Raw genomic sequence first — 22,948 nt, forward strand, 5'->3', positions numbered from 1 at the left:
GACCGCATGAGCCCCGACACCACGCCACCGTCTGGAACCCAGATCCTCGCCCTGACCGGCCTGCGTTTCGACGCCAATCTGGGCATCCTGGATCATGAAAAGACCGCGCCGCAGCCGATCCAGGTCGACGCCGAACTCAACCAGGGTCAGCAGCCGCTGCTGCCGCATGACGACGACATCAGTCACGTGCTGGACTACCGCAAGGTGCGCCAGATCATCATCGACGAGTGCACCGCCGAACACGTCAACCTGCTGGAGAGCCTGATCGGCAAACTCGCGCGGCGCTTGATGCAGCTGCCGGGCGTGATCGGGGTGCGGGTGAAGATCGCCAAACTCGAAATTTTTGACGACTGCGAAGTGGCGATTCGCATGGAAGCTGGCAGGTGGTAATGCAATGAGCACCGAAAAAACCCAACACGAAAACCACAAACTGGAGAAGCGCCTGTGTCGAGAAGTCGGCCGTGCCATCGTCGACTACAACATGATCGAGGAAGGCGACCGCGTCATGGTCTGCCTCTCGGGAGGCAAAGACAGCTACGGCATGCTCGACATCTTGCAGAAGCTGCAGGCACGAGCGCCCATTCAATTTGAGCTGATCGTGGTCAACCTGGACCAGAAGCAACCGGGCTTTCCGGAGCACATCCTGCCCGCCTACCTGACGAAGCTCGGTGTGAAGTTCCACATCGAGAACCAGGACACGTATTCCATCGTCAAGCGTGTGATTCCCGAGGGCAAGACGATGTGCAGCCTGTGCAGCCGGCTGCGCCGCGGCATCCTGTACCGGGTGGCGAGTGAACTGGGTGCCACCAAGATAGCGCTCGGGCACCACCGAGACGACATCCTGCAGACGCTGTTGCTCAACATGTTTTTCGGCGCCAAGCTCAAGGGCATGCCACCCAAACTGGTGAGCGACGACGGGCGGCACGTGGTGATCCGGCCGATGGCCTATGTGGCCGAAACCGATCTCGCGCGCTGGGCCGAGGTGCGCGAATTCCCCATCATTCCCTGCACGCTGTGCGGCAGCCAGGACAACCTGCAGCGCCAGCAGGTCGGCCTGATGCTCAAAGACTGGGAGAAGCGCTTCCCGGGTCGCATTGAAAACATGTTTTCCGCTTTGCAGAATGTGGTGCCCAGTCACCTGATGGACCGCCAACTGCACCCCTTCACCGCCCTGCGAGCCACCGGCGTCGCCGACGACGGGGGCGACAAGGCCTTTGACGACGAGCCGCTGCCGACCCCCGCGCTGCGGCAGGCGCCACCCGAAGACGGCGACATGGGGAACGAAGCGGTGCGCCGCTCGGTCATACCGATCGCCGTATCTTGAGAATCCGGCGCTGTCTGCGCCTTGCTGCTTCCGCCGGAGGTCACATGCCCCCCACCCTGTTGTCACTGCCCTTCGAAATTGCACTGCGCCGATGCAGCGCATGGCTGCTGGCTGGCGTGGGGTTGGCTTTTCTGAGCGGCTGCGCCAGCGTTTACCGGGTGGACAGTCAGGTAGAGAGTTTTGCGCGATGGTCCGATCCGGCCTCTGCCACGGCGGCATCTGCCGCGTCGGTCAGTGCCATCCCCCGGGCGCCTCAGGACTACCGTTTTGATCGCCTGCCTTCTCAGGCCAGTGGCGACGCCGCTCGCTCTCAGGACGAACTGGAAGCACTGGCCCGGGTGGCGCTGGCCAAACAAGGCTGGTCGCTGGCCGACGCCGGCGTCTCGCCGCGCTGGACCGTGCGCGTGAGCGGCGGCACATTGAAGCTGCCGCGAGCCCCTTGGGAAGATCCTTGGGACGGCTACTGGGGCGGCTACGGATTCCCGGGGCGCGATTACGTGGTGACGGGCAGAGGCCAGGTGATCTGGGCGCCGGTCTTCATTCGCATGGACATGCCCTACTACCAGCGCAAGGTGGCGTTGCTGATCAGCCGCGCCGACACAGGTCAGGTGGTCTACGAAACACAGGCCGCCCATGATGGCCGCTGGAACAGCTCACCCGAACTCTGGGGCGCGATGTTCGATGCGGCTTTGCAAGGTTTCCCCACACCACCCAGCGGCCTGCGCCAGATCAACACCGATCTGCCGCGCTGAGAGCGTGCGCTGATCGGCGAGAAACGCCAAGGCGGCGGCTACTGAGCCAGAAGACCTTCAAGGGCCTGCTGCAGCTGGGCCGTGTTGGCCGGCAGGTGCACGGTGCGCACCGCTTCGCCGTTCGCAGAAAACAGCACCACCGTGCCATTGACGGCCTCGTGACGCTGTCCGAATGCGAAACCGTGCGGTGCGCCCAGCGGGGCCACCAGGAATTTGACGCGATCTGCATAGTCACCGCGCAGCTCGTCCATCATCGCCATCACCTCCATGCCTCCCATGGACTGGATGTCATAGGCCAGCACCAGCGCCGGCTGCCCCTGCCCGATACGAGCCAGATCGGTGGAATACGGGCTGCGCGGCAACTGGCTCCAGACCAGCGCCAGCACGCCACCGGCGATCGCCAGGTAGATCAGCCATTTGGTTTTCCGAGAAAGTCCTGTGTGTTGCACGGTCGTCATGGATATCGCTCTCAAACAGAACACGGGCCAGTGGCCATTCAGGCAGCACTTGACCAAGAAGGCAAAGGGTTATTGGGGAGGGTTGAAAACAGGATGCGCTCTACAATCCCGGCCAACCATTGGCAAGAAATCTTCGCTGTTTTCCTCGTTTCGCGTTGCACCGAGGGTATTGGTTCATGACCCACCGCTTCCAAGCCACCTTCGATGACGGACCCTCTGCCGGCCCCCCTCCTGACCGCCCACGACCTGGCTTGTGAACGCAGCGAACGGCTGCTTTTCAACCGCCTGAACTTTACCCTGACCCGTGAGCAACTGCTGCTGGTGCAGGGCGGCAATGGTCAGGGCAAGACCAGCCTGCTGCGTTTGCTGACCGGCCTGGGTCGACCGGACGCCGGGGAGGTGCGCTGGCGCGGCGAACCCATCGCGCGCTGCCGTGATCGCTACCACCGGGAAATGGCCTATCTGGGGCACACCAACGGCATCAAGGACGAGCTCAATCCGGTCGAAAACCTGCGTTTTCACGGCGCCCTGCACAGCCGGGCTTTCGATCCCGATGCAGCGGTGGCCACACTCAAACGATTGGGTCTCTCACGCTGCCTCGATCTGCCCTGCCGCGCGCTGTCGTTCGGCCAGCGCCGCCGCGTGGCTTTGTCGGCCCTCTTGCTCGCAGGCGCCAGCCTCTGGATCCTGGACGAACCGCTCACCGGGCTGGACACACACGCGGTCGCCCTGGTGGAGGGACTGATCCGTGACCACCTCCAGGCCGGTGGCATGGTGGTGGCCACCACCCACCAGGTTATGAACCTGGAGGGCGTCAACGTGCAGCGCCTGCTGGTCGGCAACGCAGCCACGCCCCACGGCGCGAGCGCGGAAGCCTTCTGACATGGGGCACTTCTTCTGGAGCGTTTTGCTCCGCGATCTCACGCTCGCCGCTCGGCGGCGCAGCGACTGGCTGACCGCGCTGTTCTTTTTCGTCATGGTCACCAGCCTGTTTCCGCTGGGGGTCGGACCAGAGCCTGAGTTGCTGCAGCGCATCGGCCCGGGTGTGCTGTGGGTCGCGGCCACCCTGGCCTCGCTGCTGTCGCTGTCGAGGCTGTTCGAAGACGACCACCGCGATGGCAGCCTGGAGCAGATGGTGCTGTCGCCCGCGTCCACCGTGCTGCTGGTGCTGGGCAAGGCCATGGCGCACTGGCTGGTTTATGGCATCCCGCTGCTGCTGATGGCGCCCTTGCTGGGCATCCAGTTCAACCTGTCCTGGGAAGCCATCGGGGTGCTGATGTTCTCGCTGCTGCTGGGTACCCCCATCCTGTCCCTGCTGGGCGCAGCGGGTGCGGCCTTGACCCTGGGCTTGCGCGGTGGCGGCGTGCTGCTGACGCTGCTGATCCTTCCGCTGTACACACCGGCCCTGATTTTTGGTGCGGGCGCGGTCGATGGCGTGATGGCGGGCACCGGTGCCGAAGCGCACCTGTCGCTGCTGGGCGCCTTCTTTCTGTTGTCGTTTCTGGTTGCGCCCTGGATCGCAGCCGCTTCCTTGAGGGTGTCCCTGGAATGAGATTCTTTCACTACGCATCCCCGTCGACCTTCTACCATCTGGCCGGCAAAGCCATCCCGTGGACCGCCTGGACGGCGGGGATTCTGGCCGTGCTGGGCCTGTACATCGGCTTCTTTGTGGCGCCCACCGATTTCCAGCAGGGCGAGGCCTACCGGATCATCTTCATCCATGTGCCGGCGGCCTGGATGGGCATGCTGATTTACCTCGTGATGGCGTTCTGGGGCGCCATCGGCCTGGCTTTCAACGCCCGCCTGCCCTTCATGATGATGCGTGCGCTGGCACCCACGGGGGCCATGCTCACCTTCGTCTCGCTGTGGACCGGCGCGGTGTGGGGCAAACCCATGTGGGGCACCTGGTGGGTCTGGGACGCGCGCCTGACCTCGACCCTGATCCTGCTGTTCCTCTACATCGGCACCCTGGCCCTGTGGTCGGCGATCGACGATGTCAAGCGCAGCGACCGTGCGGGCGCCTTGCTGACCCTGATCGGTGTGGTGAATGTGCCGATCATCCTGTTCTCGGTGGTCTGGTGGAACACCCTGCACCAGGGGTCTACCGTGGGCGTCACTCACGCCCCCAAAATGGCCGCTACCATGCTTCAGGGCTTGTTGCTCATGACCGCCGCAGCCTGGGCCTACGCCATCGCCGCGACCTTGGTGCGCGTGCGCCGAATCATTCTGGAACGTGAACGAAAAACCGAGTGGGTGATCGAATTGCTGAGAAAGGGGACCTGACATGGAATGGGCCAGCTGGTCGGATTTTTGGAACATGGGAGGCCGGGGCTTTTTTGTCTGGAGCGCTTATGGCGTCACAGCCATCTGCGTCCTGACCGAAATCGTGTGGCTGCGACGCTCGGCGCAACAATCGCGCCGCCGTCTGGTGCGCATGCAGCAATGGGACTCGTCGTCTGAGGGATCGGAGCCATGAAATCTCGGTACAAAAAACTCTCGCTCATCGCGGTCGCGCTGGTGGGCCTCGGCGGCGCTGCCGCGCTGGTGCTCAACGCCTTCCAGTCGAACCTGGTGTTCTTCTTCTCGCCCACCGAGGTTCACCAAGGCAAAGCACCTGCCGATCGGGTGTTTCGCATCGGCGGGCTGGTGCAGGAAGGCAGCGTCCAGCGCCAACCCGATGGGCTGACCACGCGGTTTGTGGTCACCGACACCGCACGGATCATTCCCGCTGTCTACACCGGCATCCTTCCCGATCTGTTCGCCGAGGGCAAGGGTGTGGTGGCCGACGGCAAGCTCGGCAGCGACGGCCTGTTCGTCGCCAACCGGGTCCTGGCCAAACACGACGAGAACTACATGCCGCCAGAAGCCGCTCACGCCCTGGAGCAGGCCAAGGAAGCCGGGAAAACCCTGAAGTCGTATTGACCCGAAGCGCCAGCGCTGCAGGCCAGAAAGGAAACTTTTTGCCTCGCGTGGTATTCGCAAGTGCTGCGCCTACTGAGCGCCTGGCAACCAAGGAAACCTGATCGTGATTCCCGAAATCGGCACCCTCGCCCTCATCCTGGCCCTGCTGCTGGCCCTCACCCAGGCGGTACTGCCGCTGGCCGGCGCGCAGCGTGGCAACCGCACCTGGATGGCGGTGGCGCGCCCGGCAGCCTGGGGGCAGTTCACCTTCATTGGTATCGCCTACCTGTGCCTGGTCTACGCCTTCCTGACCAACGACTTCACCGTCATCAACGTGGCCAGCAATTCGTATTCGAACCTGCCAGCCTTCTACCGAGTGACTGCCACCTGGGGCTCTCACGAAGGCTCGCTGCTGTTCTGGTCGCTGATCCTGGCCGTCTGGACCATCGCAGTCGCCACCTTTTCGCGCACGCTGCCCGAAGAGATGGTGGCGCGCGTGCTCGGCGTCATGGGTCTGATCTCGGTCGGCTTTCTGTCGCTTTTGCTGATCACCTCCAGCCCGTTTCTGCGCCAGTTCCCAGGCCCCGCCGAGGGCAGCGACCTGAATCCGCTGCTGCAGGACTGGGGCATGATCATCCACCCCCCGATGCTCTACATGGGCTATGTGGGCTTCGCGGTGGCGTTCGCTTTCGCGGTCGCCGCCTTGCTCTCCGGACGGCTGGACGCTGCCTGGGCACGCTGGTCGCGGCCCTGGGCCACGGTGGCCTGGGCCTTCCTCACGCTGGGCGTGGTGCTCGGCAGCTGGTGGGCCTACCGAGAGCTCGGCTGGGGCGGCTGGTGGTTCTGGGACCCGGTGGAAAACGCATCCTTCATGCCCTGGCTGGCGGGTACTGCCCTGATCCACTCGCTGGCGGTGGCGGAAAAGCGCGGCGCCTTCAAGGCCTGGACCGTGCTGCTGGCGCTCATGACCTTTTCGCTCTCGCTGCTCGGTACCTTCCTGGTGCGCTCGGGCGTGCTGTCGTCGGTGCACGCGTTCGCGGTCGACCCGCAGCGCGGCGCCTACATCCTGGGCTTCATGATGGTGGTGGTGGGCGGCTCGCTCGCCCTGTTCGCCTGGCGCGCACCCCGCATGGTGGCCGGCGGCGCCTTCACCTGGTTCTCGCGCGAATCGCTGCTGCTGGCCAATAACGTGGTGCTGGTGGCTTCGGTCGCGGCTGTGCTGCTTGGCACGCTGTATCCGCTCTTCATCGACGCGCTGGGCATGGGCAAGCTGTCGGTCGGTCCGCCCTATTTCAACGCGGTGTTTGTGCCGCTGATCACGCCGGCGCTGTTCCTGATGGGTGTGGGTCCGTTGCTGCGCTGGAAGGGCGACAGCGTGCCCGACGTGCTGCACCGCCTGAAGTGGGCGCTGGGGGTGTCCATGGCCACCGGCCTGCTGCTGCCGCTGACCCTGGAGGGCTACAAACCCTGGGCCGTGCTGGGGCTGGGGCTGGCGACCTGGATTGTTCTGACGGTGCTGATCGCCTTTCGCGAGCGCGTCAAAAGCGTCGCCCATCTCACGACGCTGCCGCGCGCTTTCTGGGGCATGCACCTCGCGCATCTGGGGCTGGCCATCGGCATCGCGGGCATCACCATGGTGGTCAACTACGAACGCGAACAGGACGTGCGCATGAACGTCGGTGACCAGGCCCAGATGGCCGGCTACACCCTGACTTTCCTGGGCACAGAAAACTACGCTGGGCCCAATTACCAGGGCACCCGTGGCACGGTCATTGTGAGCAAGGACGGCGCTGAGCGGTTCCGGCTCTACCCGGCCAAGCGCATCTACAACCGGTCGGGCTCGGTGATGACCGAAGCCTCGGTGCGCCCCAGCCTGTTCAGCGATCTCTATGTCTCGCTTGGCGAGCCGCTCAACAGCGAGCTCACCACCTGGGCCGTGCGGCTGTACTACAAGCCCTTCATCAACTGGCTGTGGCTGGGCGCCCTGTTCATGGTGGTTGGCGGGTTCCTCGCAGCGTCCGACCGGCGCTACCGCATCGGTGCGAAGGCGCGTGCGCCGGTTGTGTCGGGCGCACAGGGAGCCTGAACCGTGAAACGATGGCTGCCGCTGTTCTTTTTTGTTGTGCTGGTTGGCTTCTTTGCCAAAGGGCTGTTCCTGAACCCGCGCGAGGTGCCCTCGCCCTTCATCGGCAAGTCGGCGCCCTTGTTCACCTTGCCCGTGGCCGGCAATGCCGACAAGGTCTTCAGCACGATCGACATGAAGGGCCAGATCTGGATGCTCAATGTCTGGGCGCCTTGGTGCGTGTCTTGCCGCGTCGAGCACAAGTTGCTGATGGCGCTGGCCGAGAGCCGCACCGCGCCGCCCATCGTGGGGCTCAACTGGAAAGACAAAAACCGCGAGGCAGAACAGCTGTTGGTGCAGACCGGCAACCCCTATGTTGCCGTGCCCAATGATCTGTCTGGCCGGGTCGGCATCGACTGGGGCGTGACCGGCACCCCCGAGACCTACCTCATCGACCGGGCTGGCATCGTGCGGCTGAAGCACGTGGGGCCAATCGACCTGGATGTCTGGCAGAACAAGTTCGTGCCGAAACTCAAGGAGTTGGGCGCATGAGGTCCTCCAGAATCCAACAGGTTCTTCTGAGCATGTTGCTCGCACTGTTCCCGCCGGCATGGGCCAGCGATCCAGCCAGCGTCTCGCCCGCCGGCTCGTCCGCCGCACAACCCTTGTTTGAGGACGTGGCCATCGAAAACCGCCTGAACCATTTGTCGCGCGAGCTGCGCTGCGTGGTTTGCCAGAACGAGTCGCTCTCGGAATCCCCTGCCGAGCTCGCGGGCGCCATGCGCCAAGAGATCCGCGACCTGATGAAGGCCGGCAAGACCGACGCCGAGGTGCTCGGCTTCTTGACCGCCCGCTACGGAGACTTCGTGCTGTTTCGACCGCCCTTCAAACCGCTGACCTACCTGCTGTGGCTGGGGCCATTTCTGTTCCTCGGCTTTGGCGCCCTGGTCTGGTACGTGGCGCTGCGCGCGCGCCGCACCTTCCAGGGCGAACCGGTGAGCAGCGCACAGCTCGCCGCCGCGGCCCGCCTGCTGGAAGACAAGCCATGAATCTGTTCTGGTCCATCACCCTTTTCTGGGGCGCCGCTGCGGTGGCGGTGGCCTTGGCCCTGGCTTTTGTGTTGCCTTTTTTGTTTCGCAGCCGGCAGGACGAGCGCCAGCAGGCCGCGCGCCGCGACATCAACCTGGCCGTTTACCGCGACCAGATGAAAGACCTGAAAACCGAGCGGGCCAACGGACAGCTGTCGGAAGAGCAGTTCCTGGCCAGCAAGTTGGAGCTGGAGACCCGCGCGGCAGAGGATGCCTTGGCGCAGGATGACGGTGCGTCCGCACCCCAGGCCAGCCGCCGGCTCGGGTTCACCCTCGCCGCGGTGTTGCCCATCGCAGCCATCGGCATGTACGCCTGGTTTGGCAACCCCGGCGCGCTGACCGCTTCGTCCGGCGGACCCATGGACGCCGGCATGGCCGCCGCACCGACCGAGCAGGACATCATGAGGATGATCGAGCAGCTCGAAGCGCGCACCCAGTCCAACCCGACCGAAGGCGAGGCCTGGGAAGCGCTGGCCTCGGCCAACGGTTTGCTGGCTCGCTGGCCCCAGGCACTGGAGGCTTACCAACAGGCGTACCAGTTGCTGCCCGCCAAGCCCGCCGTGCTGAGCGGTTATGCGGAGGCGCTGGCCATGACCAGCAACCTGGTGCTGGCGGGTCGCCCGATCGAGCTGGTCAGGATGGCTTTGCAAGCTGAGCCGGACAACCGCAAGGGTCTCGAACTGGCCGGCATCCACGCCTACCAGAACCAGGAGTTTGCCCAGGCGGCGCAGTTTCTCGACCGGCTGTACCAGTTGCTGACGCCGGAGACGCCGTATGCCCAGGACATCCTTTCGATGCGCAACGAAGCCGCTCAACTGGCGCTGGCCGCCGGCAGTACTCAGGCTGCCCGTGCGCCGGACCAACAGGTCACCGCCGGGCCGCAGGCCAGCATCGGTGGCAGCGTGCAGATTGCCGATGAGCTCAAAGCCCAGGTTGGCGAGCAGGACACGATCTACCTGATTGCCCGCGCTGGCGAAAGCGGTCCGCCACTGGCCGCGGCCCGCGTGGCCATGGGGACGTTTCCGCTGCCGTTCAGCCTGAACGACAGCATGGCCATGAGCCCCGCAAACGTGCTCTCAAACCACCAGGAAGTGGTGGTGGTGGCCCGCATCTCCAAGTCGGGAAATCCGATTGCCCAGCCAGGTGACCTGGAGGGTCGGGTCATGGGCGTGAAAGTCGGTGCCGCGGATGTGAAACTGGTGATCGACCGGGTGGTTCCGTAGCACCTGGGCCTGAGGCCTGCGCAGCATCGACCTGCCGAACCTGACCCAGATCAGCTTGCTGCCAGCTGCGCCTCGAGCAGCTGGCGGATGGCCTGGCCCAGAGCATCCATGCTGTCCTGCTTGGCCATCACCTCCTGCACCCCCAGGGCCGCCGCATCGGCCAGCAATTTGTCGTTCACATGTCCCGAGACGATGGCGATTCGCTGGCCAGGACGCAGCTGCATCACCGCTTGTGAAAGCTCCAGCCCCGACATGCCGGGCATGTTCTGGTCGGTCACCAGCAGGTCGATGGGCTCCGGGTTGGCGTGCATCCAGGCCAGCGCCGATTCGCCCGAGGTGAAGGTGCTCACGCGGTAGCCTTGTTTGCGCAGCAGCCGCCCAACGAGAAACACCATGGCCTCGTAGTCATCGATGTAGACCACATGACGCCCTTCGGTTGCGCCCGCAGGCGTGGTCACCGGCGCTGCGGGGGGTCGAGCCACCACAGGCCCACTCGCCGAGGCCAGGGGCAGGTAAACATCAAAGCGGGTGCCTTCGCCCAGTCGGCTGCTCACCGCAATGGCTCCCTGGTGCGCCTTCACGATGCCATGCACCACGGCCAGGCCCAGGCCGGTGCCGGCACCAGGCGCCTTGGTGGTGAAAAACGGCTCAAAGATGCGGCGCTGCGTATCGGCCTCCATGCCCGGCCCGTTGTCGGCCACGCTCAAGCAGGCATAACTTCCCGCGCTGATCCCGCCCACCTCCAGCGCGCGGGCCGCGTCCAGCCTGACCAGGCGCAGGGCCACGGTGATTTCACCAGATCGCCCTTGCAAGGCCTGCCAGGCGTTGGTGCAGAGGTTCATCAGCACCTGCTGCATCTGCGTGGCGTCGGCCATCACCGGTAACTCGCGCTCGTCGAGCTGGGCCGACATCTTCACGCCTGCAGGCAGCAGTGAACGCATCAGCGCCAGCGATTCCTGCACCAGCGGCAACAAGGCCTGGCGCTCCAGAACCTGGGCCTGGCGACGGCTGAAGGCAAGAATTTGCTGCACCAGCTGGCGCGCCCGGATGGCCGCGCGATTGATTTCGTTCAGGCTTTCCTGGGCCACATGCTCGGGGCCCACGTCTTCGCGTGCCAGAACCAGGTTGCCCAAGATGGCTGCCAGCAGGTTGTTGAAATCGTGTGCGACGCCTCCGGCGAGCGTTCCGATGGCTTCCATCTTCTGGGATTCGCGCAACTGCATCTCCAGCGCCCGCTGCTGCACTTCGGCCATCTTGAGCTCGGTGATGTCGGTGTGGGTCCCGACCATGCGCAAGGGCTTGCCTTCGTCGTCACGAGCGATCACCATGCCGCGCGAGAGCACCCATTTCCACGAACCGTCCTTGCACTGCACGCGATGTTCATTGCGGTAGATCGCCGTCTGTCCACTGAAATGGGCCTCACGATCAGTCCGCATCTGGTTGATATCGTCCGGGTGGGTGCGCCGATCCATCTCGGAAGCCAGGTTGGTCAACTCATCGTCTCCGTAGCCAAACATGGCCTTGATGCGCTGGGAGAAAAACTCCTCGCCGGTTTCGAGATTCCAGTCCCAAACGCCATCTCCCGCACCTTCCATCGCGAGCTTCCAGCGGGTCTCGCTTTCGAGCAGTTCGGACTCGACCCGTTTGCGTTCGGTGATGTCGATCAAGACCCCCACACGCAATTGCCCCGTCTCGTCGCTGCGCACGGTGGTGGACCGGCGCAGCAACCACTTAACCGCGCCATCGGGTAGCACGATGCGAAATTCACCAGCGAACTCATTTGTTCCGTTCAGCGCATCGCGCAAACCCTGTGACAGCTTCATGTGGTCGTCGGGATGGCGGTAGCGAACCACCAAATCAGGGTCGTCTACCAGCGCCTGGGGAGATACACCGTAGAGCCCCCGGATACCTTCACTCACAAACTGGTAGGTTCGTCGCTCCTGCAAGTCAAAGTGAACGACATAAACCATGCCCGGCACCTGCGCGGCCAACAAACGCAATTGCTCGGTGTTCTGCTGCAACGCAACACGGTCGCGAACCCGATCGGTGATGTCTTCAATCGTGCCCTCGTAGAACAGCACTTCTCCACGCGCATCGCGGACCAGATGCGCGTTTTCGCTGATCCAGATGCGCTCACCCGAGGCGACCCGTCGCACCTCGGACACGAAACCGCGCACCACGCCGTCGCGCAACAGGACGTCCAGAAACTCTTTGCGACGACCTGGCTCGACAAACCAGTCCACCGCCACATCGCGCACCGTCTGAATCAGTTCGGCCTCTGTCTCGAAGCCATTGAGAGCCACCAGCGCAGGGTTGGCACGCAAAACGTGACCGTCTGGTGACGTGCGGTAGGCACCAATCGGTAGAAACTGAAACAGGGAAGAAAAATTCCCAGAAGCATCTGGAACGTGCTCGGCCATGCGTCATTGTGCGCCAGCTCATTGAGAGAAACATGCCAACTTTGTCAGGTTCAGCGACCTCAAACCTCCGGTTAAAGTTCAAGGGGCTGGAGCAAGGCCTATCGCCTCGCCCGAAACCATTCCAGGACATCACTTGCAAGTCACACGCATCCTCGCCGTGCGCCATGGAGAAACCGCCTGGAACCACGCCTCGCGCATCCAGGGTCACACCGACATCGATCTCAACGAGCATGGCCGCTGGCAAGCCGCCCAGCTGGCGCAAGCCTTGCGCGACGAACCCATCACCGCCTGCTACGCCAGCGACCTCAGCCGCGCGCGCAGCACGGCGCAGGCGGTGGCGGACTTGGTGGGACAAACGGTGGGCACGCATGCGGGTTTGCGCGAGCGCTGCTTCGGCCAGTTCGAAGGCCAGACCTGGGTCCAGCTCGAAGCCGCCTGGCCGGCCGAGACGCAGGCCTGGCGCAAGCGCTTGCCTGATTTCGCACCGCCTGGCGGTGAGTCGCTGCTGCAGCTGCAGGCGCGTGTGGTGGCCGCGGTGGACGAGCTCGCGGCCCGCCACCCTGGCGAGCAGGTGCTGATGGTGGCGCACGGCGGCGTGCTCGACATCCTGTACCGGGCCGCCACGCGGCTCGATCTGCAGGCGCCGCGCAGCTGGGAGCTGCCCAACACCGCCGTCAACCGCCTGCTCTGGACCCCCGAGGGCCTGAGCCTGGTGGGCTGGGCCGATACCAGCCACCTGCAACAAGGTTCGCTCGATGAACGCGCGGCCTGAACCCGGCCACTTCGCGCGCGCGCGGCGCGACCGAGCGCAGGGCTGGGTGGGCCACAGCGTGAGCGCCGTGGACACACCAGCGCTGGTGATCGACCTCGACGCCATGGAGCGCAACCTGGCGCGCATGGCCGACTTCGCTCGTTCGCACGGCCTGCGCCTGCGGCCTCACGCCAAGATGCACAAGAGCGCCGAGATCGCCAAGCTGCAGATGGCCCACGGCGCCGTGGGCGTGTGCGTGCAGAAGACCGACGAGGCCCTGGCGCTCGCGCATGCGGGCGTGACCGACATCTACATCAGCAACGAAGTGGTCGCACCGGCCAAGCTCGCGCGGCTGGCGCAGGCGGTGCACGGTCTGCCCACGCGATTTGCGATCGCGGTTGACAGCGCGCTGGGCGTGGAGCGGCTGGCTGAGGCTCTCGTGGACGCAGGCGTGTCGCGCAGCGGCGCGATCGACGTGTTCGTGGAGATCGACGTCGGGCATGGTCGCTGCGGTGTCGATGCGGGTGCGCCTGCGCTCGCGCTTGCCCGCCTGATCCAGAACCACGCCGTGCTGCGCTTCGCGGGTCTGCAGGCCTACCACGGAAGCGCGCAGCACAAGCGCGCCAGCGCCGAGCGCGACGCGGCGCTGGCCGCGTCGGAGGCGGCGGTGCGCGAGACGATGGATTCGCTGAGCGCAGCCGGCATCGCGGTGCCGCTGGTCACTGGAGCGGGCACCGGCAGCTTTGTGCGCGAGGCGGCCAGCGGTGTGTGGGGCGAGCTGCAGGCCGGCTCCTACCTGTTCATGGATGCCGACTACGCAGCCAATGAAGCCGATCCTGCTGCGCCGGTGTTTGAACACGCGCTGTTCATCAAGACCGCGGTGATGAGCCTGGCTGAAGACCGCGCCGTCTGCGACGCCGGGCACAAGAGTCACGCCATCGACAGCGGCATGCCCACCGTCTGGTGGCCCGGCGGCCTGTCCTACACCAGCGGTGGCGACGAGCACGGCATCCTGCGCGTCACCAGCGGGCAGGACGAACTGCCCGCGCTGGACGAGACCGTCTGGCTGGTGCCCGGCCACTGCGACCCCACGGTGAACCTGCACGATTTCGCCGTCGGCGTGCGCGGCGGCCTGGCCGCTGGTCAGGTCGAGCGCCTGATCGACATCGACGCGCGCGGCGCGCTGGCCTGAGGCTGCTCGCATGAGCCCGAGCCAGATCATCGTGCTGGCCACGCCGGCGTTTTTTGCGCTGATTGCGCTGGAATACGCGGTGGGCCGGGCGCGCGGGCGCAACACCTACCGGTTGGACGACGCGGTGACCAGCATCGGCCTGGGCATGTTGAGCCAGGTCAGCGCGGTGTTCACCCGGCTGCTGCGTTTCGGCATCTACACGGCTGTGTACAGCCTGGTCGCACTGACGCCCGATAGCGGCTTCTGGACCACTTGGAGTGGCTGGCTGCTGGCCCTGGTGTTCTACGACTTCTGCTACTACTGGCACCACCGCCTGGGCCACACCTGTTCGCTGTTCTGGGCCGCCCATGTGGTGCACCACCAGAGCCAGGACTACAACCTCTCGACCGCGCTGCGCCAGACCAGCAGCGGCGCCCTGTTCGGCTGGGTGTTCTACCTGCCGATGGCGCTGGCCGGCGTGCCGCCGCTGGTGTTCGGCGTGGTGGCGCTGGTGGACCTGCTCTACCAGTACTGGATTCACACGCAGCAGATCGGCAAGCTCGGCTGGTTCGACCGCGTGTTCGCTTCGCCCTCCAACCACCGGGTGCACCACGCGGTCAACGACCGCTATCTGGACAAGAACTACGGCGGCATCCTGATCCTGTGGGACCGGCTGTTTGGCAGCTACGCCGATGAAGACGATCGTGAGCCTTGCGTCTACGGCACGCGCAGCCCGCTCAACAGCTGGGACCCGCTCTGGGCCAATGCCGAGGTCTACGCTGACCTGGCGCGCGACAGCTGGCACACCCGACGCTGGGCCGACAAGCTGCGCGTGTGGTTCCGACCCCCTGGCTGGCGACCAGCGGATGTGAGCCAACGCTTTCCAAAACCTGCGTTTGACATCGGGCAGGTGCGCGCCTTTGCGCCGCCGCTGAGCCCAAACGTGCAGCGCTTTGCCGCATGGCAGTTCATCACCCTGCTCGCAGGTTCTGGCGCTTACCTCTGGCTCACCGACAGCTGGCCGCTTTGGCAGAGCGCGGTCTGGCTCGTGGTGTTGCTCGCTGGCCTGTGGTCGGTGGGCGCGGTGATGCAGGGCCGCATCGGCATGGGCGAAGCGCTGATGATCGAGTGCGCGGCGCTCAGCATGGCCACAGCTGCCACCGGGCTGGTTGATCTGCACCGACTCTTCAAGCCGCTGACCATGGGCTTCGCGCTCATGGTGGTGGCGCAGGCCGGCCTGGTCGCCCGCAACGGTGGGCAATCGTCCACGCGCGGCATCGGGTGGTTGCTGACAGCGCTGGCCGCTTCGCTGGCGGGCGATGCGTTCCTGATGTTCGACGGCTTTTTCCTGCCTGGCCTGCTGGCCTTCTTGCTCGCCCACCTGGCCTACATCGCCCTGTTGCGCCAGGATGCGCCGTGGCTGGCTGCGCGCCGCGCGGCGCTGGTCATCGCGCTGGTGGGGCTGGCGGTTTTCGTTCTGCTGTGGATCGGCGGCCTGCCAGCGGCCCTGCGCGTACCGGTTGCGGTGTATGTGCTGGCGATCGCAGTCATGGCCAGCTGGGCGGTGAGCCGCGCCACCGTGCTGGCCGATGGACCGGCGTGGGCCGTGGCCGTGGGCGCGATCAGTTTCCTGATCAGCGACGCCACCCTGGCGGTCAACCGCTTCGTGATGCCGCTGCCCCACTTCGCGGTCTGGGTTCTGACCACTTACTACGCCGCGCAATGCCTCATGGTCATGGGCTGGCTGCGAGGCCGCCCGGCGAGACGGGCGAGCAGCCGGGCCGATCAGGGTGCGTAGACCCGAGCCTCCAGACCGAGCGCGCGCACCCGCTCAGCCGCCGCCTGCGCCTCGTCCCGGGTCTCGAACGGCCCCACCCGAACCCGCGTCATCGGACCTCGCGCCGACTCGATCGGATCGATGATCACCGGCAATCCGCTGCCGGCCAGCGTGGCCACGACACGATCGGCGTTGCTCGCCACCGCAAACAGCCCCACGCTCACGCCAAACCCCTGGACGCGGGTGCGCACATCGGGCAGTGTTGCCACGGAGGCCGCGGGGGCACCGGCCTCAGCCGGTGCGGCCAAGGGTATGGTCTTCGGCGAGTCGCTGGCGGGCTCGGCTGGAACGACTTCAGCAACCGCAGGCGAGGATTCAGGCGGCTCGGACGCAACCGGAATGGGCGCAACCACCAACGCGGGTGTCTGCGGTGGAGAGACCGGCACCGACTCGGCGGGCGGTGAGGGTGTCGCCACCGGTGGCGCGGGTCGATCAGCCGGGTTGGCGGTCCAGGCCCAGAGCGCCCAGGCCAGTGCGCCACCGCCGACCAGCAACCCCGCCACGGCCCATGCGCCCTGGCGCCGTTGCCGATGGCCACTCGACTGCAGCAGCTCGCAGGCGGCATCGATGGTGGTCGACTGCTCCACCGCTTTGATCATGCGCTGGCGCACCTGGGCGTGCAGCAAGGCGGTGCCGAACAGTCCCGGCACGAGCAACACCAGCACCAGCAAGGCCAGCACCAGCCCCACGCGAACCCCCAGCGGCCAGGCATCGGTCAACCACCACAACCCGCCACCGAGCGCAGCCCAGGCGGCAAACAGCAGCGCAAACTCGCCGGCGGCGCCCCACAGCTGGCGGTACAGCAGCCAGCCCAGGTGAAAAACAAAGGCGGAGAGATTCCAGACCGGACCGGCGCGGCCACGCTCATCAAATCGGGCGAACGCCGGCAGGTAGTGCTCGGCATGCACAGGCCCCAGGGCCGCACGGTACAGGGCATTGCGCACCGAGCCGCCGGCCGGGGTGCCGCTTTCGTCGGGTGTCGCAGAGTCGACCATTGGATCAGATTTTGACACGTGACACGGCTACGCCACGCCTTCGGCCGGCACTGGCTCGTCGCGAGCAATCTGGCCGTCAACCAACTCGACCAGCCGGTCGCAGCGCGCGCCCAGCCGGGCATCGTGGGTGACCACGACGAAGGCGGTGCCTCGCTCGACATGGATGCGCCGCAGCAGCCGAAACACCTCGTCGGAAGAGACCGTGTCGAGGTTGCCGGTGGGCTCATCGGCCAGCACCAGCGGCGGGTTCATCACCAGCGCGCGCGCAATCGCCACCCGCTGCTGCATGCCACCCGACAGCTCAGAAGGTCGCTTGTCCAAGGCCGCCGACAGCCCCACCGCATCAAGCAAGTCCTTGGCGCGCGAGCGCTGCGCATCGCTGACCCGGCCCTCGGCCATGAGCGCGGGCAGGGTCACGTTCTCCAGTGCGGAAAAGGCAGGCAGCAGGTGGTGAAACTGGAACACAAAACCCAGCAGGCGGCGTCGGCGCAGGGTCAGGCCGCCATCGTCCAGCCCCACCATTTCCTCGCCCTGCAGCCGGTAACTGCCCGACGTCATGCGCTCCAGCAGCCCCACGATGTTGAGCAAGGTGCTCTTGCCCGACCCTGAGGGCCCCATGAGCGCCACGAACTCGCCAGCGTTGACGCTCAGGTCCAGCCCGTGCAGCACCTCGGTGGCGTTGGGCAGGCCGAGGTTGTAGGTCTTGCGAACCTGATGCAGCTCGATCAGCGGTGTGTCGCTCATCTCAGATCCGGATGGCTTGCGCTGGGTCCATGGCAGCCGCACGCCGCGCCGGCGCGATGGCCGCGAGCACACCGCACACCGTAGCCACTAGGGCCACCTGCAGCGCCAGCGACGCGGGCAGGCTGATGTTGAACAGCGGCAGGCCGTCCGATCCGCGCACAAAGCGGGTGAAAAGGAACACCATCACCCAGGCCAGCAAGACCCCGAGTGCCGAGCCCAAGGCCCCGACCACCGCGCCCTGCACCAGAAACACCCGCAGCACCTGCGCCCGGGTCGCGCCCATGGCCCGCAAGATGCCGATCTCGCGCTGCTTCTGCACCACCGAGACCACCAGCACGCTGGCGATGCCGAGCACCACCACCACCAGCACCACCGCCCGGATCAGACTGGTGCTGACCGACTGCGCATTGAGGGCCGACACCAGCTGCGCATTGCTCTCCTGCCAGCTTTCCACCTGGTAGGGCAGCTGGCGCCGCAGGTCGTCCGTCATGGCCTGGGCGGACCAGACATCGCTCACGGTGAGGTCAATGTTGGTTGCGCCGCCCGGCAGACCGAGCAGGTTCTGAGCGCTGCGCAGCGGCACGATCACGGTTCGCCGGTTGAGCTCTTTCACACCCAGGTCCACCAGCGCGGTCACGCGCAAAGCGTCGCTCGCCGTGTTGGTCTGGACCCGCAGCCGGTCACCCACCTGCAGGCCCAGATCAGCAGCCAGATCGCGCCCCACCACCGCGTCACCAGGTGCCAGGCGCGCCGTGCCCTGCACCACCTTGCTGCGCAGACCCACGATGCGGTCATACCGCTCCAGCTCCACACCCAGCAGCGAAATCGCCTGGCTGGCCTCGCCGCGCAGCGCAAGGCCTGCGCCAGCCGCCATGGGCGAGACCGCCACCACGCCGGGCGTGCGCTCGAGCACCGGCAGCAGCAGTTGCCAGTTGGCCACCGTGCGCAAGCGCTGCGCGCGCACCTGCACATCAGACATCACCACGGTATCGGCCGCGCGGGCCGCGGCGGGCGTGACCACGTCGTCCGGCACGCTGAGGGAAATATGGGGTTGTGCACCCAGCGTCTTGTTCAGGGTGTTGGCCTGCAGACCCGAAATGAGGGCGGAGATGTAGGCGATCACCGCCACCCCCGCCGCCACGCCCACGATGATGAGCAGCGTCTGCATGCGGCCCTCGCGCAGGAAACGGATTGCCACCTGCCGCTCAAAACCGAGCCAGGCCATGGTCAGCACGCCGGGCGCCACATGCTCAGCGCCCCATGGCGTTGGTGAGCGCGGAGCCCGCATCGCTGCCCGCCGAACCTGCCGTCAGACCTGGTTCGCGCGCCTGTGGACGAACCCGCTGACCGGCCTGCACCGCCGTGCCCAAGAGCACCTGCTCGCCGCTGGTCAAGCCATCCAACACCTCCACCGCGGCCAGCGTGCGCAGACCCAGGCGCACGGCCCGCAAGCGCGCCCGACCTGCGTCGACCACCATCACCTCGGCCTGCTCGGCGTCTGCTGCCGTGCGCAGCGCGGCCAGCGGCAGCACAAGGGCCGATTCGCGGCGGCCGGTTTCGACTTCAACCGACAAGGTCATGTCTTCGCGCAGATAGTCCGGCGCGTCGCCAGTCAGGGCCAGCTTGACCTCAACCGAGCCGCGCTGCGCGTCCACCGAGGGTGCGATCGAGATCACGCGCGCAGCAAATCGCTGATCGGTGTAGGCATCGGCCACCACCGAAGCGGGTTGACCGGTGCGCAGCTGATCGAGAAAACGTTCGTCCACCTGCGCGCTGATCTGCACCGGACCGGCCAGCACCAGGCTCAGCAGCGCCTTGCCCGGCTGAACGATCTGCCCAGGCTCCACCTCGCGCACCAGCACGCGGCCATCGGCCGGCGCCACCAGCCTGGTTTGCGCCATCCGCGCGCGTGCCGCCTGCGTTGCCGCCTGAGCCAGGCTCAGCTGCGCCTGGGCCTGGGCCACATCACTTCCGCCCTCGCCGCTGGCCCGGCTCTGGGCCAGCGCGCTCACCAACTGGGCCGAGGCCACGTCGCGGGCGCGGCGCGAATCGTCCAGTGCCGCCGGGCTCAGAAAACCCTGGGCCACCAACTGCTGAGTACGCGTCCAGCTCGCCTGCGCCGCGCGCTCGGCCGCCTGGGCCTGGCTCACGTTGGCCATTGCCGTGGAGCGACCGGTGCTTCGCAAGCCAGCCAGGCCTGCAGCAGCCTGGCGCTCACTGGCCTGCGCCTGGCTGAGCGCAGCCTGCAGCTCTTGCGACTCCAGTTCCAGCAACACATCGCCCAGCTTCACCGCTGCACCTTCGTCCACCCGCACCGATTGCACGCGACCGGTGAGCGTACTGCCCACGTCCACCCGGGTCTGGCTCGCCACCCGCGCAGAAAACTGCAGGCTGCGCACCAGCGCCTGAGACTGCACCGTCACCGCGTCGACCGGCGCACCGCGCCACCACAGCCCGAACAGCACTGCGCCCACCAGCAGCACCGCCAACAACACGCCCCACATCAAGCGCGACTTCTTGCCAGTCAGGTTCATGCTGCTGAGTCCTCAGACGCCCGGCGCAAACAGACCGGCGTCTGAGGCTGGCGGCGCCACGCCCAGGTGGCGGTAGGCGGCCAGCGTGGCGATGCGCCCGCGCGGCGTTCGCTGCAAGTAACCCTGCTGGATCAGGTAGGGCTCGATCACGTCCTCGATGGTGTCGCGCTCCTCGCCGATGCTGGCTGCGATGTTGTCCAGCCCGACCGGCCCGCCATCGAAACGGTGGATCACCGCTTCCAGCAGCTTGCGGTCCATGACGTCGAAACCCTGCGGGTCGACGTCAAGCATGGTCAGCGCCCGCCCGGCGATGTCGGCGGTGATGCGGCCGTCGGCCTTCACATCGGCATAGTCACGCACCCGGCGCAGAAGTCGGTTGGCAATACGCGGCGTGCCACGGGAGCGGCGCGCAATTTCGAACGCACCTTCGGCTTCGGTCGGCGCGTTCAGCAGACCGGCGCTGCGTGTGACGATGCGGGTGAGCTCCTCGGCGCTGTAGAACTCGAGCCGCGCGACGATGCCAAAGCGGTCGCGCAGCGGGTTGGTCAGCATGCCCGCGCGCGTGGTGGCCCCGACCAGGGTGAAGGGCTGCAGGTCGAGCTTGATGCTGCGCGCCGCCGGGCCCTCGCCGATCATGATGTCGATCTGGTAGTCCTCCAGCGCCGGGTACAGGATCTCTTCGACCACCGGCGAGAGCCGATGGATCTCGTCGATGAACAGCACGTCGTTGGCTTCCAGGTTGGTCAGCAGAGCTGCCAGATCTTTGGGTTTTTCCAGAACCGGCCCGCTGGTCTGGCGCAGGTTCACGCCAAGCTCCTGGGCAATGATGTGCGAAAGCGTGGTCTTGCCCAGGCCCGGCGGGCCAAACAGCAGCACATGGTCCAGCGCCTCGCCGCGCTTGCGCGCTGCACCAATGAAGATCTCCAGCTGCTCCCGCACCTTGGCCTGGCCCACATATTCATCGAGCAGCTTGGGCCGCAATGCGCGCTCGATCGCCTCTTCCTTAGGCGAAATCGGCGCGGCCGAGACCACGCGCGGGGCGGGAGCGAAGTCGTCGGTTTGAATGCTCATGTGCGTCTCAGCTTACTTCGCCAGCGCCTTGAGCGCCAATTTGATGCCATCGCTCACGCCCACGTCTTTCGGCAGCGCCTTGAGCGCGGCGCCCGCATCCTTTTCGCTGTAACCCAGTGCCATCAAAGCCTGCTGGATGTCGCTGGCCGCATCTCCAGCGGCCGCACCGGCACCAGGCAGGTTCAGATCGGCGCCGAGTTTGCCCTTGAGTTCGAGCAGCAGGCGCTCGGCGGTCTTCTTGCCAATGCCGGGCACCTTGACGATGCGTGCGCTGTCCTGCGCGCTCACCGCCTGCGCGAGGTCGGCCACGCTCATGCCCGAGAGCACCGAGAGCGCGGTGCGTGGACCCACACCACTGATCTTGACCAGCTGGCGAAAGGCTTCACGCTCGCTGGCGCTGCCAAAGCCATAGAGGATCTGCGCATCTTCACGCACCACAAAGTGCGTGAGCAGCGAAACAGGCTCACCCACACCTGGCAGGTTGTAGAACGTGCTCATGGGCACATCCACCTCGTAGCCCACGCCATGGCAGTCCAGCAGGATCTGGGGCGGGTTCTTTTCCAGCAGGGTGCCGGTCAACTTGCCTATCATGGCGGGATTCCTTGGTTATCAGCCTCACCGGATTATCCGTTTGATCCTCAGACACACTTTCTCCCCGCCCGACAACCTCCGCATGGGCCATTTGTGCGGCCCCATGGACAGCCACATCCGCAGCATCGAGGCGGGCCTGCAGGTCAAGGTGGCGCACCGCTTTGAGCAGTTCCGCATCGAAGGACCGAAAGCCAAGGCCAACCAGGCGCTGGAGACCCTGCAGGCCCTGTACGAAATCGCCAAGAAGCCGATCCCGGCTGAGACGGTGCAGCTCATGCTCAGCGGCGACACCGCGCTGCCGGCAGGCGAAGACGGTGTCGCCATGCAGACACGGCGCGGCGAGGTGCGCGGCCGAACGCCGGCCCAGGCGCGATACCTGGACAACATGGCCACGCACGACATCACCTTCGGCATTGGCCCCGCCGGCACCGGCAAGACCTATCTGGCCGTGGCCTGCGCGGTCGATGCGCTGGAGCGCAGTGCGGTGCAGCGCATCGTGCTCACCCGCCCGGCGGTCGAGGCCGGCGAAAAGCTGGGCTTTCTGCCCGGCGACCTGGGCCAGAAGGTCGATCCCTACCTGCGCCCGCTGTACGACGCACTCTACGACCTGATGGGTTACGACAAGGTGGTGAAAGCGTTCGAGCGCCAGCAGATCGAAATCGCGCCGCTGGCCTTCATGCGCGGGCGCACGCTGAACCATGCCTTCGTGATTCTGGACGAGGCGCAGAACACGACCGTGGAGCAGATGAAGATGTTCCTCACCCGCATCGGCTTCGGCTCCAAGGCGGTGGTGACCGGCGACGTGAGCCAGATCGACCTGCCGCGCACCGAGCTCTCGGGCCTGATCGACGCCGAGCGGGTTTTGAAGCGGGTGCAGGGTATCTCGATGTGCCGCCTGACCAGCGCTGACGTGGTGCGCCACCCGCTTGTCGCCCGCATCGTGGACGCCTACGACGCGCGCAGTGAGGTGGCCGACGAAGCCGTGCCAGCGGTCAAGCGAGCGCGACGCGCCAAGGCCTGAGTCCA

24 protein-coding genes are annotated in these 22,948 nt (G+C 66.0%); 16 read left to right on the plus strand and 8 right to left on the minus strand.

The genetic code is table 11. The features are described 5' to 3' along the window. Positions 1 to 6 precede the first annotated feature (6 nt). The 3 genes from QUV25_RS14835 to QUV25_RS14845 are packed head-to-tail and all read left to right on the plus strand — an operon-like array spanning position 7 to position 2,076. On the plus strand, positions 7 to 390 hold the full coding sequence (locus QUV25_RS14835; protein WP_300865071.1) for a dihydroneopterin aldolase: 384 nt from the start codon (positions 7 to 9) through the stop codon (positions 388 to 390). 4 nt (positions 391 to 394) lie between these two features. Beyond that, positions 395 to 1,324, plus strand: a complete 930-nt coding sequence (ttcA, locus tag QUV25_RS14840) for a tRNA 2-thiocytidine(32) synthetase TtcA (RefSeq protein ID WP_300865072.1) — start codon at positions 395 to 397, stop codon at positions 1,322 to 1,324. Positions 1,325 to 1,368: 44 nt separating this feature from the next. After that, positions 1,369 to 2,076 carry a hypothetical protein gene (locus QUV25_RS14845; RefSeq protein ID WP_300865073.1) on the plus strand — a complete coding sequence of 236 codons (708 nt, stop codon included), beginning with the start codon at positions 1,369 to 1,371 and terminating at the stop codon, positions 2,074 to 2,076. Positions 2,077 to 2,114: 38 nt separating this feature from the next. On the opposite strand, the gene QUV25_RS14850 is transcribed toward QUV25_RS14845, so the two are convergent. Beyond that, positions 2,115 to 2,534, minus strand: coding sequence for a hypothetical protein (locus tag QUV25_RS14850; RefSeq protein WP_300865074.1), 420 nt, complete (start codon positions 2,532 to 2,534; stop codon positions 2,115 to 2,117). A 204-nt stretch (positions 2,535 to 2,738) separates the two neighbouring features. Here QUV25_RS14850 and ccmA point away from each other — a divergent pair, with 204 nt between their 5' ends. The 9 genes from ccmA (at position 2,739) to ccmI (ending at position 9,808) form a co-directional block, all read left to right on the plus strand. Continuing rightward, the gene (ccmA, locus tag QUV25_RS14855) at positions 2,739 to 3,416 is read left to right on the plus strand and encodes a cytochrome c biogenesis heme-transporting ATPase CcmA (RefSeq protein ID WP_300865076.1); all 678 of its coding nucleotides are present in this window, start codon (positions 2,739 to 2,741) and stop codon (positions 3,414 to 3,416) included. A gap of 1 nt (position 3,417) precedes the next feature. Next, complete coding sequence (ccmB, locus tag QUV25_RS14860; RefSeq protein WP_300865077.1) at positions 3,418 to 4,086, plus strand: heme exporter protein CcmB; 669 nt, start codon at positions 3,418 to 3,420, stop codon at positions 4,084 to 4,086. After that, positions 4,083 to 4,817, plus strand: coding sequence for a heme ABC transporter permease CcmC (ccmC, locus tag QUV25_RS14865; RefSeq protein ID WP_300865079.1), 735 nt, complete (start codon positions 4,083 to 4,085; stop codon positions 4,815 to 4,817). The genes ccmB and ccmC overlap by 4 nt, the downstream gene beginning before the upstream one ends. 34 nt (positions 4,818 to 4,851) lie before the next feature. Beyond that, the gene (ccmD, locus tag QUV25_RS18285; RefSeq protein ID WP_366945686.1) at positions 4,852 to 5,010 is read left to right on the plus strand and encodes a heme exporter protein CcmD; all 159 of its coding nucleotides are present in this window, start codon (positions 4,852 to 4,854) and stop codon (positions 5,008 to 5,010) included. Next, positions 5,007 to 5,456: a cytochrome c maturation protein CcmE gene (gene ccmE / locus QUV25_RS14870; RefSeq protein WP_300865080.1), complete on the plus strand. Its 450-nt coding sequence runs from the start codon at positions 5,007 to 5,009 to the stop codon at positions 5,454 to 5,456. The genes ccmD and ccmE overlap by 4 nt, the downstream gene beginning before the upstream one ends. A 103-nt stretch (positions 5,457 to 5,559) precedes the next feature. Then, positions 5,560 to 7,521, plus strand: a complete 1,962-nt coding sequence (locus QUV25_RS14875; RefSeq protein WP_300865081.1) for a heme lyase CcmF/NrfE family subunit — start codon at positions 5,560 to 5,562, stop codon at positions 7,519 to 7,521. A gap of 3 nt (positions 7,522 to 7,524) precedes the next feature. Continuing rightward, positions 7,525 to 8,049, plus strand: coding sequence for a DsbE family thiol:disulfide interchange protein (locus QUV25_RS14880; RefSeq protein WP_300865083.1), 525 nt, complete (start codon positions 7,525 to 7,527; stop codon positions 8,047 to 8,049). After that, positions 8,046 to 8,546: a cytochrome c-type biogenesis protein gene (locus tag QUV25_RS14885; protein ID WP_300865084.1), complete on the plus strand. Its 501-nt coding sequence runs from the start codon at positions 8,046 to 8,048 to the stop codon at positions 8,544 to 8,546. Before QUV25_RS14880 ends, QUV25_RS14885 begins: the two co-directional genes overlap by 4 nt. Next, on the plus strand, positions 8,543 to 9,808 hold the full coding sequence (ccmI, locus tag QUV25_RS14890; protein WP_300865086.1) for a c-type cytochrome biogenesis protein CcmI: 1,266 nt from the start codon (positions 8,543 to 8,545) through the stop codon (positions 9,806 to 9,808). Before QUV25_RS14885 ends, ccmI begins: the two co-directional genes overlap by 4 nt. A 50-nt stretch (positions 9,809 to 9,858) precedes the next feature. Here ccmI and QUV25_RS14895 read toward each other — a convergent pair whose 3' ends face one another. Further along, positions 9,859 to 12,228 carry a PAS domain-containing protein gene (locus QUV25_RS14895; RefSeq protein ID WP_300865087.1) on the minus strand — a complete coding sequence of 790 codons (2,370 nt, stop codon included), beginning with the start codon at positions 12,226 to 12,228 and terminating at the stop codon, positions 9,859 to 9,861. A gap of 133 nt (positions 12,229 to 12,361) precedes the next feature. Here QUV25_RS14895 and QUV25_RS14900 point away from each other — a divergent pair, with 133 nt between their 5' ends. From QUV25_RS14900 to QUV25_RS14910, 3 genes are read left to right on the plus strand one after another with little or no spacing between them, the layout of a single operon-like run. Beyond that, the gene (locus tag QUV25_RS14900; RefSeq protein ID WP_300865088.1) at positions 12,362 to 13,000 is read left to right on the plus strand and encodes a histidine phosphatase family protein; all 639 of its coding nucleotides are present in this window, start codon (positions 12,362 to 12,364) and stop codon (positions 12,998 to 13,000) included. Beyond that, positions 12,984 to 14,171 (plus strand): DSD1 family PLP-dependent enzyme, encoded by a 1,188-nt coding sequence (locus QUV25_RS14905; RefSeq protein ID WP_300865090.1) that lies wholly within the window; start codon positions 12,984 to 12,986, stop codon positions 14,169 to 14,171. The genes QUV25_RS14900 and QUV25_RS14905 overlap by 17 nt, the downstream gene beginning before the upstream one ends. Before the next feature lie 10 nt (positions 14,172 to 14,181). Beyond that, on the plus strand, positions 14,182 to 15,948 hold the full coding sequence (locus tag QUV25_RS14910) for a lysoplasmalogenase family protein (protein ID WP_300865091.1): 1,767 nt from the start codon (positions 14,182 to 14,184) through the stop codon (positions 15,946 to 15,948). Here QUV25_RS14910 and QUV25_RS14915 read toward each other — a convergent pair. The 6 genes from QUV25_RS14915 to ruvA are packed head-to-tail and all read right to left on the minus strand — an operon-like array spanning position 15,936 to position 21,922. Next, complete coding sequence (locus QUV25_RS14915; protein ID WP_300865093.1) at positions 15,936 to 16,982, minus strand: SPOR domain-containing protein; 1,047 nt, start codon at positions 16,980 to 16,982, stop codon at positions 15,936 to 15,938. The genes QUV25_RS14910 and QUV25_RS14915 overlap by 13 nt on opposite strands. Before the next feature lie 27 nt (positions 16,983 to 17,009). Continuing rightward, positions 17,010 to 17,726 carry an ABC transporter ATP-binding protein gene (locus QUV25_RS14920; RefSeq protein WP_300865095.1) on the minus strand — a complete coding sequence of 239 codons (717 nt, stop codon included), beginning with the start codon at positions 17,724 to 17,726 and terminating at the stop codon, positions 17,010 to 17,012. Between the two features lies 1 nt (position 17,727). Beyond that, a complete protein-coding gene (locus tag QUV25_RS14925; RefSeq protein WP_300865097.1) occupies positions 17,728 to 19,014 on the minus strand; it encodes an FtsX-like permease family protein in 1,287 nt (428 codons plus the stop codon). Beyond that, positions 18,977 to 20,260 carry an efflux RND transporter periplasmic adaptor subunit gene (locus tag QUV25_RS14930; RefSeq protein WP_300865099.1) on the minus strand — a complete coding sequence of 428 codons (1,284 nt, stop codon included), beginning with the start codon at positions 20,258 to 20,260 and terminating at the stop codon, positions 18,977 to 18,979. Before QUV25_RS14930 ends, QUV25_RS14925 begins: the two co-directional genes overlap by 38 nt. Before the next feature lie 12 nt (positions 20,261 to 20,272). Then, complete coding sequence (ruvB, locus tag QUV25_RS14935; protein WP_300865100.1) at positions 20,273 to 21,331, minus strand: Holliday junction branch migration DNA helicase RuvB; 1,059 nt, start codon at positions 21,329 to 21,331, stop codon at positions 20,273 to 20,275. 12 nt (positions 21,332 to 21,343) lie between these two features. Then, entirely contained in the window at positions 21,344 to 21,922 is a 579-nt protein-coding gene (gene ruvA / locus QUV25_RS14940; protein ID WP_300865102.1) for a Holliday junction branch migration protein RuvA, read from the minus strand. A gap of 40 nt (positions 21,923 to 21,962) precedes the next feature. Between ruvA and QUV25_RS14945 the strand changes: the two genes are divergently transcribed. Then, complete coding sequence (locus tag QUV25_RS14945; RefSeq protein ID WP_300865104.1) at positions 21,963 to 22,943, plus strand: PhoH family protein; 981 nt, start codon at positions 21,963 to 21,965, stop codon at positions 22,941 to 22,943. The last annotated feature ends 5 nt before the right edge of the window (positions 22,944 to 22,948 follow it).

The organism is Hydrogenophaga sp. (assembly GCF_030373245.1).
Lineage (GTDB): Bacteria > Pseudomonadota > Gammaproteobacteria > Burkholderiales > Burkholderiaceae_C > Hydrogenophaga.